Source organism: Glutamicibacter arilaitensis Re117 (assembly GCF_000197735.1).
GTDB lineage: Bacteria > Actinomycetota > Actinomycetes > Actinomycetales > Micrococcaceae > Glutamicibacter > Glutamicibacter arilaitensis.
Genome location: NC_014550.1, coordinates 1148349 through 1160366 on the forward strand (window position 1 = coordinate 1148349; position 12018 = coordinate 1160366).

Genomic DNA, 12018 nt, shown 5'->3' on the forward strand with positions numbered 1-12018 from the left:
TTGGAATCGGCTACAAGAAATTGTGCAGATTTACAGCGACTGGACCATGATGGGATCTGTTGTCGGGGCAGGGGAGCCGGTGGCCGGCTCGACAGTGATCCCGAAGTGCGTGACTCCCTGCATGGGATCTGAAAGCATGATCATGCCGTCGGCATCGCCACCAGCGAGCATACCCGCAGGAATCGCCCCATCGGACGAAATCAGCCACAGCTCGTAGCCTTTGTCGCTCGACAGCTCGGGCATGCCAGAAGTGGATACTGCCATCAGGCCCTCAGCAGCGGAGTAGGACAATGTGATGCGAGCCCCGTCATCCAGTGTCTGGGTTTTCGACTTGGCATCGGGAGCGCTGAGGATCTTGGTGAGCTCTTCTTGATGCGAGGCCATGGCAGCCAACTTGTTTTCAAGCTCGCGCTGCTGGGAGGTTTGGTTAATAGCTAATCCGCCCAAGGCCACCGCTGCTAGCAGCAGCACGCCTGCTGCCAAGGCGAAGAAGCGTTGCGTACCGCGTCCTGATCCTGCCTGCGGGGCCGGAGGTTGCACCGGGGAACCGGATTCAATTTTAGCGTCACTAGTTGGAGCGCTCACGGGGGCGCTGTCCATGGCAGGCTCCTGGTCCTCAGCGGGAGGCAACTGCTCGGTGGTGCGGATGGCGGCCATAACGCTGCTCTTCAGCCGTGCCGGAGGAGCGATCGGCTGTGCATCAAGGCCTAGCAGCCCAGCAGTTTCCTGCAGGGCATCGAGCTCGTGGCGAGCCGGGGCGGAATCAGGATACTGGTTCAGCTCTTCGCGTTCATGTTCTCCCAAAGCATCCAGGGCGAAGGTATCGGTCCGCTCGTTCTCATGCTTGTCCATTACGCCACTCCCATCAGGTCTCGAAGTTTGCTCATTCCATCGCGTATTCGCGTTTTGGCGGTTCCCACCGGTATTTTCAGCATCTCGGCGACTTCCAGGTGGGTATATCCGCCAAAGTAAGCCAGGTGTATGGCCTCGCGCTGCGGTACGGTGAGCCGTTGCAGTGCTTGGGAGACGCGCTGGGCTTCATCTTGCAGGATGGCGTTTTCTTCCACGTCATCGTAACTGTCTTCGAAGTCCTTGATTCCAATGCGCAAATCCCGTGCCTGGCTTGCTTGGCTCGAACGCACCCGGTCCACGGCCCGGCGGTGGGCAATGGTCAGTAGCCACGAAGCGGCGGTGCCTCTTGCCGGATCAAATCGCCGGGCCTGTTGCCAGGCTTCGACGAAAGCTTCCTGGGTGACTTCTTCACTCTGTGCCCTGTCGCGAAGCACCCGCAGCACGAGTCCGAAAACTCGGGAAGCCATGGCATCGTAGAGCAATTCGAAGGCAGACTCTTCTCCCAGCGCGACCTGTTGCATCAGGGCGTCTGGTGTGCGAACGGAATCGTCTTCCATGGCGTCGAGTCTATTTGAACTCATGAATCCTAGAGTCTCACGCATCGGTGTCAATCGGGTTGTTTGCTCAGGCGTGGCGTTTCGCGAAAAGTCCAGCCTCGGGAATCAATCACTCATTGCACCAGCGAAGGTGATGCCTGGATTAAACTCCACGCATCACCTTCATGCCGGCGGCCTTGCGATTCTGCTGATGCTACTTCTTGGCTGGCGGCATCAGGACGGTGTCCACCAGGTACACGGTAGCGTTGGCGGTCTGCACGCCACCGCAGATGACCGAAGCGCCATTGACCTCGAGGTCGTCGCCGCTGCCGGTGACTTCTACATCCTCGCCCTGGACGGTTGCATGGGTTCCGGGAAGATCATCTGGTGCGATCTGGCCGGGAATCACATGGTAGGTCAGGATGCTGCTCAGGGTGTCCGCGTCCTTGGCCACAGCGGCCAGGTCATCCTTCGGGATTGCGGCGAATGCGTCATCAACCGGAGCGAAGACGGTGAATTCGTCGCCATTGAGGGTGTCGACCAGGTCAACGTCCGGGTTCAGCTTTCCGGAAACTGCGGAAGTCAGCGTGGTGAGCAACGGGTTGTTGGAAGCTGCAACGGCCACTGGATCCTTGGCCATGCCTGCTACCGAACCGTCACCGGTTGGCACTGCTTCGGCGTAGGCGGCGCAGCCGCTGCCCACGAGATTGCTTGCCGGATCCATTGCAGATTCGCTTGCCATCGGCGAGCTGCTTTCCGATGCGGAGGCGGTGGGTGATTCCATGGTTTCCGAACCGGTCGAGCAGGCGCTCAGTCCCATGGCGGCGACTGCGATGAGCCCGAATGCTCCAGCGACTTTGCTGTATGTGCGCTTCATGATTTTCTCCTTGCTTCGCCGCGACTGATGTCGTCGGTCCTTTTCCTGTCCGTGCGGATCAGGTTGTCAATGAGCATTCGGGGCTGGATGCTCCACGGATTGGATTCTTTTGAAAATATTCTTGCTTCCTGCCGAAAACCCGAGAAAACCGCAGGTACTGCTTGCTGGCGAACCGGGTCTCGGGCACTTGAAGCCCGCATTCTGGGCGAAGGCCGGAGCGTTGCCGGCCGCTGGGAATGGGCAGCGAGTGGGATCTGCCACGCTTGTTCCAGCGGGCAGGCTAATTTCCGGTACAGCCCATATACTGGAAGGCGTGAGTAAAGCCGGGCAGAACACTGAAGAGCAGGCCTCAGGCCTCGTATTAGTCGACAAAGACCAGGGAATGACGTCCCACGATGTGGTGGGCCGCATCCGCAGGCTTGCCGGGACCCGAAAAGTGGGCCACGCAGGTACCCTGGACCCGATGGCCACCGGCGTGCTGGTTATCGGCGTAAACAAGGCAACCCGGCTCCTTACCTACATCGTCGGACACGACAAGACCTACACCGCCACCATCCGTCTGGGACAGAACACCGTCACCGATGATGCCGAAGGCGAGATCATTTCCGAGCGCATTGCTGCTGCGGTCAGCGACGAAGACATCGAACGCGAAGTAGCAAAGCTGCGCGGCGACATCGAGCAGATCCCCAGCTCGGTCTCGGCGATCAAGGTAGATGGCAAGCGCTCGTACGCCCGCGTGCGCGCTGGCGAACAAGTGGAGCTCAAGGCCCGGCCGGTAACCATTTCGCGATTCGAGATCCATGAAGTGCGCCGCGAAAACGGCGGCAAGATCCTGGACGTGGATGTCACCGTTTCCTGCACGTCGGGAACCTACATCCGTGCACTGGCCCGCGATCTGGGCGAGGCGTTGAATGTTGGCGGACACCTCACCGCCCTGCGCCGTACCGAGGTCGGTCCGTACAAGATCGAACTCACCCGTACCTTGGAGCAGCTGGCCCAGGAATTCGAGATTCTCCCGATTGAAAAGGCCGCAGCTGCGCTGTTCCCCAACCGCACGGTCAGCGTCGATGAAGCAGTGGAGCTGTCCTTCGGCCGTACGATCCCTGCCTCGCACCTGAGCATGGATGTTGCTGAAGGCCAGACCGTTGCCGCTTTCGCTCCCAACGGCGTGCTGGTTGCCCTGTTGGAAGACAAGGGCGAGAAAGCGCGCACCGCCTTGGTCTTCACCGCCAAGTAATCCTGAAAGGACCTAGCTTGATTTCCTTGAATGGATTCTTCATCGCCGGTGCGGTGATCTGTGCGCTGGCACTGGTGGTGGCGGTTATCGCTACCGCCATTCGAAAGCACCCCGATGACTGGGCGCTCATCGGTGCGGCTGCCACCGAGCTTTTCCTGGTTGTCTATGGGATCTCGGCTGCCATCCGCCAAATTGGCGGTAATCAGGTCCAGGGCGATCCGGTGGAATTCTGGGGGTATCTGATCACGGCGTTGGTCATGCCGCCGGTGGCCTTCTTCTGGGCTATCAGCGAGAAGAGCCGCTGGTCCAACTCTGTGCTGGCCGCATCAGCCGCCGTCACCTTCGTAATGCTGTTCCGCATGGAACAGATCTGGCAGTAGGAGTACTTTGATGGGCGAGAAGCCACGCAACTCACGGATCATGCAGGCCGCGCAGAATCGGAACGCCGATAAAGCTCCGAAACCGAGCCGGACCACTGGCCTGGGGCGAGTGATCATTGCCGTCTATGGCATCCTCGCGCTGGCCGCCACCGTGCGGGCGGTGTACCAGATCATGAGCAAATTCGATGAGGCGCAGGTAGCCTACAGCTTGTCCCTGATTTCCGGATTGATCTATATCGTTGCCACGTTCTCACTGTCTTCAGCCAAGCGTGGCGCCTGGCTGGTCTCGCTGTACGCGGTGGGCATTGAATTGGTTGGCGTTATCGTGGTGGGCATCTTGTCGCTGACCCATCCCGAAGTTTTCGCGCATCCATCGGTATGGAGCGGCTTTGGCGAGGGCTATGGATACATCCCACTAGTCTTGCCGATTGTTGGTTTGTGGTGGTTGTACCGTAACCGTAGTGAGCGTCACGCTTAAAGACGTGCAAGAATTACTTCGGTGGGTTTTCATTCACCACAAGAGTTTTGTGTAAGGAGCAAAGTGCACTATTGGAAGGGCTTGGATGCCGTCCCCGCGGATATGGCTCCCACTGTCGTGACCATTGGCAACTTTGATGGCGTCCACCTTGGGCACTGCGAAGTGCTGGACGCAGCTGTCACGCAGGCCAAAGCACGCTCTGCTCAATCAGTGGCGATCACTTTTGACCCGCATCCGGCCTTAGTGCACCGTCCCGACGATGCTCCCGAACTGATCATGGGCATCGCAGATCGCGTCGATACCTTGGCCAGCGTTGGCTTGGATGCCACGCTGATGATCCACTACACGCTGGAATTCGCTGATCAAAGCGCTGAAGATTTCGTGCGCTCGATCATTGTGGAAAAGCTCAATGCCGTAGCCGTAGTTGTCGGACACGATGTGCGCTTTGGACATGGCAATTCCGGGGACTTCAGCTACATGCAGGAGCTGGGAACCAAATACGGTTTCGACGTAATTGGCGTGGAAGACGTGGGGGACAAGCGCCGCTTGTCTTCGACCTGGGTTCGCGAAGAACTGGCAGCCGGCAATGTCGAAGCCGCCGCCGCGATCCTTGGCCGCCCGCACCGCATGCGCGGGGAAGTAGTGCATGGGCATGCCCGGGGTCGCGAGCTTGGATTCCCTACTGCGAATCTTGATCCCGAAGCCACAGGCATTATCCCTGCTGATGGCGTGTACGCCGGTTGGGTCATCGACGAGGCCGAAGTGCGGTGGCCAGCGGCAATTTCCGTGGGCTCAAACCCGACCTTTGAAGGAGTGAAGCGTGTGGTTGAAGCCCATGTGATTGATCGCCCGGAAGAAGGCGTGGAAGACTTCGACCTATACGGGCAGCAGATTGTTGTGGAGTTCATTTCCCATTTGCGTCCCATGGTGGCTTACCGGGGCATCGAAGCCTTGATTGAACAGATGACTGAGGACGTTGACCAGGCACGCGCGGTCTTAGCTACCGAACGCCACTGAATTCATGGCTGAAATACCTTCGTTGCCGCAGCGGGCTTTCGTGGTGGGCGCGCAGCGCCGCACTGAACTAGCTTCTGCGTTCCAAACAGATGCCGAAAGCTACGATAAGATCCGGCCTTCCTATCCGCAGGAATCCTTGGACTTCACGTTGCAGCACCAGCCGTCCACGGCGATTGATATCGGTTGCGGTTCGGGGATTTTCACCGAACAACTGGTCAGCGAGGGGCTGGAGGTCAGGGCTGTAGATCCATCGGCAGAAATGCTCTCGGTGCTTTCCCAGCGACTGCCTCAAATCCAGATCACTTGTGCTCCGGGCGAGGACACCGGGCTGGCTAGCGACAGCGCGGATCTGGTGACCTATGCGCAGGCTTGGCATTGGGTGGACCACCCGAAAGCCAGCGCTGAGGCCGCCCGCTTGCTTCACGATGGCGGCTGGCTGACCCTGTTGTGGAACCAGCTGGATGTTTCCATTCCGTGGGTGCACCGTCTGGCTCGCATCATGCATGCAGGGGATGTGCACCGGCCAGAGCTGGAACCACCGCTGGGTGCGCAGTTCCAGAAACCGGAACATGGCATCTGGCACTGGTCCATGCCGCTGGAATTCCAAGAAATTATTGAACTGACCAAGTCCCGCAGCTACTACCGCAGGTCGTCGGAGGCTACCCGCGCCAAAGTGGAAGCAAATTTGGATTGGTATTGGCACGAGCATCTGGGACATGAGCAAGGTGAAAAGGTGCAGGTGCCGTATCTCACCCATGCCTGGAGGTCCCGCCGGCGCACACGTCGGTGATATGATTGACGATGGTTCTCGCTGCAGTCCGCGGTTGCGAGTTTCCACCGCGAACGTTTTGGCGTTCGCACTGACTTATGAACGCGGTCCAACTCTAGGAGTTTGTTATGGCATTGGATGCCACTATCAAGAACGAAATCATCAAGGCTTACGCTACCCACGAGGGTGACACCGGTTCGCCTGAGGTTCAGATTGCCGTCATGTCCCGCCGTATTTCGGACCTGACCGAGCACCTGAAGATGCACAAGCATGATCACCACACCCGCCGTGGCCTGATGGCTCTGGTTGGTCGTCGTCGTCGTATGCTCGGCTACCTGAAGAACACCGACATCGAGCGTTACCGTTCGCTGATCGAGCGTCTGGGCCTGCGCAAGTAGTCCTCTGCTTCAGAGCAAGAAAAATCCCCGTCTCCGCTTCAGGAGACGGGGATTTTTCTTAACCTCCAGGCCGTGGGACCGCGTCATCGGCTCCTGAGTCGTCGGCACGAATCTCGAATAATGATCTCCAAAACAGCATTCGCATAGATCTCTGCACCCCAGATACGGCATTGCCGGCAGGAAAAAGACGGAGTTGGCTTCCGAAAGGGCCCTGAAGCTACTCGAAAGGTTAACACCGCAATTTATTACCTGGCTGTCGGTGCTGCCTTTGTTATCGGAGGAGCCCTCGTTCTCGTAGCCGGTAGGGCTATCTCCAAGACCATCAAGGAGAACAGCAAGAAGAGCAAGCCGAAGAAGCGCGACTGCTACCTGGCAACGTGCAAGGGCAATATGATCTTCATCAGCGCCAAGTGCCTGACCAAAATCAAGAATGTCACCCGCGGCAAGAAGGGGTGCAGGTGGCGCTACCACCCGAACAAGCGGAACACTAGCGTTCATCTCTTCTACGGAATCTCGACCTAAGAAATAACCTGCACGAAGCACTGGTGTCACCAGCTACTGTTGGCGGCACTAATCGTGTTTCAATTGTGAAACTATGACTGACTACCAAGAACTCCTGCAAGCCACTCGTGCGCACTACGGGGTTTGTGCTGCTCCACGCGTGTCGGAAGCTGCAGCACTTCTCACCTCGTTGGGTGGCAAGACCTTCGACTACTCCAGGTTCGCCGGCAACCTCATCGATGAATACGTAGACTCGGCACGTGTAGTTGCAGCCTACGATATTTCCGACCCAGAGCTCCTTGCTTCCCGGTCATTGCCGGTTGAACGCGAAATGATGGAATGGCCTCCCGAAGAAGATGAAGACATCTACGACGTTGTGTTCACTAAGGATGAAGAGTTGTGGAACGTCATTCAGGACGAGCTCGGTGGGATGAGGCGAGCAATTGTCTTGCTTGAGCATGCTGAAGGGGATGCAGGCGCTGTAGGCAACTTCCGTGTAGCTGGATTCGCACAGTGGCTAAGGGAGACGCTCTGGGCTGCTACCGGTGTCGTTCCGCGAGATCCAGGCTGGCCGGATGAGAGCGCCACTCTGTATGAGAAGGCTTTTGCGATGCATGGACGGCCAGGTTGCGAACCAGACCCAATCGATTGACGAGCATTATCGGGCTCATACGGGACACCTGCCAAGCTGCTCGCATCACCAGTCTTGCCTTCGGTAAGGGCACAGCTAGTGCCGCATTTATTTTCCTTGCGCAGCTGCTTTCGCTGGTGTCCGCCGGGAGCCGTCATATACACCTGACCAGTAACAGGTTGGGCGTTTTCGTGCTGCTGCGCAACAGACCGGTGCCGGCTCTGCTCCGATTGTGCTTGTTCCTCGTAGCATTATGCGTTCCAGCTTTGCTGGCTCTAGCCGTTCGTTTCTTGCAGGTTGGAAGTGCCTGGGTTCAAATTGCCGGATTCGGCATCAGCGCTTTGCTGATGATCTGGTTGGCTGCCGGCATGGCAACCATGGCGCGTCAAGGAGAAGTAGCTCTGGGCATCCGTGGTCTACCTGTAGGGGAGCTCTACATTCTCTCTTCGCTTGCTCAAATACCAGGTTCAACCTCCGGAGTGTTAGCCGATCTTCGCTCAGCCATTTCGGTCTTGCCGTCTAAGTCCGTGGTGGCAGCCATAGCTGCGGATGAAACCATGGCGATGCGATACGAAAAACTGGGGTTCACACGAGGAAGCGGACTGCAGGTCTTCGTTCAGCGGTAGCCCGCTTCCATACCTCCCGGTTCAGCCTTCCAGATGGCTGGGCTCAAATCTGCTTGTACCTTGATGCGCCCGGTCAGTATTGCTTCAGCTACGGGATGCGTCATATCAAGGCCAGTGGAAGTTAAAAACTCTTGGATCCGCGAAATTACGCGGATCCAAGAGTTCTTTATGAATCTTCAGGCTGCATTACATTTTTGCTTATTCGGCTCCGTCTTGAGCGGCTGCTTCGGCTTCAGCGGCCTTCTCTTGGTGGATCACTTCGGCCAAGAGCTTTTCCATTTCCTTGGCGACACCGGCCGCGGAGGCCGGGTTCTGTCCGGTGACCAGGCGTTCGGAGACTTGGACATTCTCTTCGAAGTTATCGGCGGCAATATGCGTGGCGCCTTGCTCGGTGAGCTTGTCGGCCAAGAAGAACGGAATGATCTTGTCCTTGCCTACGGCGACCTCTTCATCGTTGGTGAATGCCGCAACGGTTTTGCCACTCAAGAGCTTCAAACCATGATGCAGTTCGACATCAAGCAGACCGGCCGGGCCGTGGCAGACCGCACCGACAACGCCGCCCTTGTTGTAGATGGCGCCGACCAGCTTTTGCAGTCCTTCATTGTCCGGGAAGTCCCACATGGTGCCGTGGCCTCCAACGAGATACACCGCGTCATACTGTTCGGGATCGACGACTCCCACCCGGGCGGTGTTGTACAGGCCGGCTCGGGTCGTTTCGTCTTGGGTGAATTGCACCTGGATCGGGTCATCCTGATCCACGGTGTCGCGTGGCGGCTGGCCACCCTTGATTGATGCGAAGTCGACGAAGTGACCGGAATCCCGGAACACCTTCCAAGGATGGGCGGCTTCTGCGACGTTGTATCCGGTGGGCTCCTTGTCCTCACCGATTTCGGAAACGCTGGTCAGGACCATGAGGATTTTCTTCAAGGCGTGCTCCTTTCGCATTCGTACCTCCACCCTTGTACAAAGGGCGGGCCGTTGCAAGGGTTGCACGCCAGTTCCCAGAATTCCTTATCGAAGTCCCAGCGTGTGCTAAGTTCGGCGTCGGCGCAGAAACACAAAGGCCAAAGCGGCAATCACCACAACGAGTACGGAAAGAACCCAAAGCCCCGTCGCGAGACTGGCCGCAGCAGCAATGGATCCGACCAGCAACGGACCACCGGCATCGCCCATTTCGCGGCCCAGCTCGGCAGATCCCATGGTGCGTCCCATGCGTTCCGGGGCCGTTGACGCGGCTAGATGCGCGAAGCCCAGAGGGGTGGCGATACCGATGCCGAGGCCCGCTAAAACCGCGCAGGCAAAGAGCGCCGACGTGCTTGGCCACGCAGCGGCAACAGACAAGCCCGCAGCGATGAGCAACAGCCCGCCGACCATGCCGGCATGTGAGGAAATCAGGGCCTCATCCTTCAGCTTTCCAGCCCAAGGCTGGATCGCTGCGGAGCTCAATGCCAAGACCGAAACGATGCCCGTGCTCAGCCCATTGTCCAGACCCAACTCGGTGCCCAGCAAGGGCAGGAATCCGACAGCTGTTCACAGCGCGCCGGTGGCCGCTGCAAGGACGAGGGTGGGCATGAGAAAACCCGGTTCCATCGTTTGGCGGGCAAGATCCTTGATGGTGTAGCGGGTCTTGGGAAGAACCGGGAGCGCCGGCATGCTGCGCCATACCCACAGTGAGGCAACAAGAGAGATTACGGCCATGGCCGCGAACAGGGCAGGGAAACCGCCGAAGTGGATTAGCAGTGCGCCAAGCAGCGGGCCAGTGACATATCCCAGGGTTTTCCAAGCCCCGTAGCGTCCGAAGTAACGACCGGTGTTCTATCCCGACATTCGTGCAACGGCGGCCGACGCGGCTGGTGAGAAGGCCGAGGCCGCGGCTCCTTGCCCGAGTCTTACCAGCCCCAAAGCCAGTGGCGTCTGCGCGAAGATGCCGATGGACGGCATTAGGGTGAAGACGATCAGCCCACCGATGATGATTGGTTTGGAGCCGATCCGGTCGCTGAGCGTACCGAAGATCGGTTTGAGGATGACTTCGGCGAGATCATATACGGCCAGCAAAATTCCCAAGGTGAGCAAACTGGTGCCCAGAGTACCGATTTCGGAACCGAGGCCTGCCGCGATGCTATGGGCGCCGAAAGCCGTGGTGAAGCCGGCTGCATATAGGGGAGCGGCCGTGGTTTTCTTCAACGCGGGAGTGCTCATATGAAATGTCGTCCTGACTCACCGAGCGAGGCGCCGTCCCGGGTACGGGACAAGGTCTGTGGTGTTGTCGGTGATGAAGAAATGTCAGTCACGAATAGAACTTAACAGCTGTTTAGCCCTGGTGGAAGATCCGTGACTTGCATCGACATTTTTTGGACGTTATCGCGAAATAGGAATGCCAGCAGGGAAGGCACAGTGAGAAGCGCTGCGGTGAAAGATCAGACAAGCGAAAGTTTCATTTTCAGCCAGCTCCTAGGACTGAAAAGTGTAAGCGAATCCGGAAGTGAAATTCCCCTGACGTCGCGATGAAAAATTCTGTAATGCGGAACTAATCTTTCGTTTTCCTCCTATTGAGAGGATATGCTGAGGTCTAGTTGGAACATCCCATTGAGATGAAAGAGAGTCGTCATGAGCAAGACTGTTCTTCAGCGCCACCTGTTCGGACCAGGTCCATGCAATCCCTATCCAGAAGCAACGGCGGCTCTCGGCCTGCCATTGCTGGGACACCTGGATCCGGAATTCATTGCACGCATGGATCGCGTCGCCAATGGCTTGCGCACTCTCTGGGGCACCGAGAACTCGCGTACCTTGCCGTTGAGTGCCACCGGCTCGGCCGGCATGGAGGCGGCTTTCGTCAGCACCATCAACCCTGGCGATGTCGCTGTCATTGCGATCAACGGCCTGTTCGGCGAGCGCATGTGCGAAGTTGCATCCCGCGTCGGAGCCGAAGTGGTCCGTGTAGACCATGAGTACGGCACCCCGATTAATGCCCAGCGCGTTGCCCAAGCGCACCCGAACCCAGCTGTCATCGCCGGCGTCCACGCAGAAACCAGCACCGGTGTGGTTTCAGACATTGCCGCGCTGGGTGCAATCAAGGGCGATGCCTTGCTGATTACCGATGCAGTGACCTCCATCGGCGGCATGCCAGTGCTGGCCGATGAATGGGGTATTGACGTTGGCTATGCCGGCACGCAGAAGTGCATTGGCGTTGCCCCTGGTCTGGCACCGTTCACCATTTCGGATCGGGCTTTCGAGCGCCGTGTCGAAAAGCCGCAGTCCTGGTACTTGGATCTAGGGTTGCTCGGCGGCTATGCCACCGGTGCTACCGGAGGCCAGCGCACCTACCACCACACCGCGCCGGTATCGATGGTGGCTTCGCTGGAAGCCGGTATTGACCGTATCTTGGCTGAAGGCCTGGATGCTGTGACCGCACGCCACCAGGAAGCTGGCACCTTGCTGCAGGAGGGCCTGCAGGAAGTGGGGCTGGAGCTTTTCGCCCAGGAAGGCTTCCGTCTGCCGCAGCTGACTACGGTCAACGTTCCTGAAGGTGTTGACTCGGCAAAGGTCCGTGGGTACCTGCTGGATCGCTTCAACATTGAAATTGGCGGTGGCGTCGGCAAGTATGCCAGCACCGTATGGCGCATCGGCATGATGGGCCCTAATGCGAATCCGGGATCGGTAGCACTGTTGCTGACTGCGCTTAAGGAAGCGATCGACAAGGCCTGAGCGTTTTAGGG

At 58.2% G+C, this 12018-nt stretch carries 14 protein-coding genes and 1 pseudogene; 9 read left to right on the top strand and 6 right to left on the bottom strand.

Going from position 1 to position 12018, the window contains the following annotated elements:
* Positions 1–30: 30 nt before the first annotated feature.
* From AARI_RS05730 to AARI_RS05740, 3 genes are all read right to left on the bottom strand, one after another.
* Entirely contained in the window at positions 31–852 is an 822-nt protein-coding gene (locus AARI_RS05730; protein ID WP_013348385.1) for an anti-sigma factor, read from the bottom strand.
* A complete protein-coding gene (gene sigK, locus AARI_RS05735; protein ID WP_013348386.1) occupies positions 852–1409 on the bottom strand; it encodes an ECF RNA polymerase sigma factor SigK in 558 nt (185 codons plus the stop codon). The genes AARI_RS05730 and sigK overlap by 1 nt, the downstream gene beginning before the upstream one ends.
* A gap of 193 nt (positions 1410–1602) precedes the next feature.
* Positions 1603–2265: a fasciclin domain-containing protein gene (locus AARI_RS05740; protein ID WP_013348387.1), complete on the bottom strand. Its 663-nt coding sequence runs from the start codon at positions 2263–2265 to the stop codon at positions 1603–1605.
* Positions 2266–2578: 313 nt separating this feature from the next.
* Between AARI_RS05740 and truB the strand changes: the two genes are divergently transcribed.
* From truB to AARI_RS05780, 8 genes are all read left to right on the top strand, one after another.
* Entirely contained in the window at positions 2579–3502 is a 924-nt protein-coding gene (gene truB / locus AARI_RS05745; protein WP_013348388.1) for a tRNA pseudouridine(55) synthase TruB, read from the top strand.
* Between the two features lie 17 nt (positions 3503–3519).
* Positions 3520–3882, top strand: a complete 363-nt coding sequence (locus tag AARI_RS05750; protein WP_013348389.1) for a hypothetical protein — start codon at positions 3520–3522, stop codon at positions 3880–3882.
* Between the two features lie 10 nt (positions 3883–3892).
* The gene (locus AARI_RS05755; protein WP_013348390.1) at positions 3893–4360 is read left to right on the top strand and encodes a hypothetical protein; all 468 of its coding nucleotides are present in this window, start codon (positions 3893–3895) and stop codon (positions 4358–4360) included.
* Between the two features lie 63 nt (positions 4361–4423).
* The gene (locus tag AARI_RS05760; protein ID WP_013348391.1) at positions 4424–5377 is read left to right on the top strand and encodes a bifunctional riboflavin kinase/FAD synthetase; all 954 of its coding nucleotides are present in this window, start codon (positions 4424–4426) and stop codon (positions 5375–5377) included.
* Between the two features lie 4 nt (positions 5378–5381).
* The gene (locus AARI_RS05765; protein WP_013348392.1) at positions 5382–6167 is read left to right on the top strand and encodes a class I SAM-dependent methyltransferase; all 786 of its coding nucleotides are present in this window, start codon (positions 5382–5384) and stop codon (positions 6165–6167) included.
* A 107-nt stretch (positions 6168–6274) separates the two neighbouring features.
* The gene (gene rpsO / locus AARI_RS05770) at positions 6275–6544 is read left to right on the top strand and encodes a 30S ribosomal protein S15 (RefSeq protein WP_013348393.1); all 270 of its coding nucleotides are present in this window, start codon (positions 6275–6277) and stop codon (positions 6542–6544) included.
* Positions 6545–7139: 595 nt separating this feature from the next.
* The gene (locus tag AARI_RS05775; protein ID WP_013348395.1) at positions 7140–7697 is read left to right on the top strand and encodes a hypothetical protein; all 558 of its coding nucleotides are present in this window, start codon (positions 7140–7142) and stop codon (positions 7695–7697) included.
* A complete protein-coding gene (locus AARI_RS05780; RefSeq protein WP_013348396.1) occupies positions 7694–8302 on the top strand; it encodes a hypothetical protein in 609 nt (202 codons plus the stop codon). The genes AARI_RS05775 and AARI_RS05780 overlap by 4 nt, the downstream gene beginning before the upstream one ends.
* A 198-nt stretch (positions 8303–8500) precedes the next feature.
* On the opposite strand, the gene AARI_RS05785 is transcribed toward AARI_RS05780, so the two are convergent.
* The 3 genes and pseudogenes from AARI_RS05785 to AARI_RS20360 form a co-directional block, all read right to left on the bottom strand.
* Positions 8501–9229 carry a type 1 glutamine amidotransferase domain-containing protein gene (locus AARI_RS05785; protein WP_041649460.1) on the bottom strand — a complete coding sequence of 243 codons (729 nt, stop codon included), beginning with the start codon at positions 9227–9229 and terminating at the stop codon, positions 8501–8503.
* Positions 9230–9334: 105 nt separating this feature from the next.
* Positions 9335–9817, bottom strand: a complete 483-nt coding sequence (locus tag AARI_RS20355) for an MFS transporter (protein WP_338085488.1) — start codon at positions 9815–9817, stop codon at positions 9335–9337.
* Between the two features lie 15 nt (positions 9818–9832).
* Positions 9833–10501: pseudogene (locus AARI_RS20360) on the bottom strand (MFS transporter).
* A 408-nt stretch (positions 10502–10909) separates the two neighbouring features.
* Between AARI_RS20360 and AARI_RS05795 the strand changes: the two are divergent.
* Positions 10910–12007 (top strand): pyridoxal-phosphate-dependent aminotransferase family protein, encoded by a 1098-nt coding sequence (locus AARI_RS05795; RefSeq protein ID WP_013348398.1) that lies wholly within the window; start codon positions 10910–10912, stop codon positions 12005–12007.
* The last annotated feature ends 11 nt before the right edge of the window (positions 12008–12018 follow it).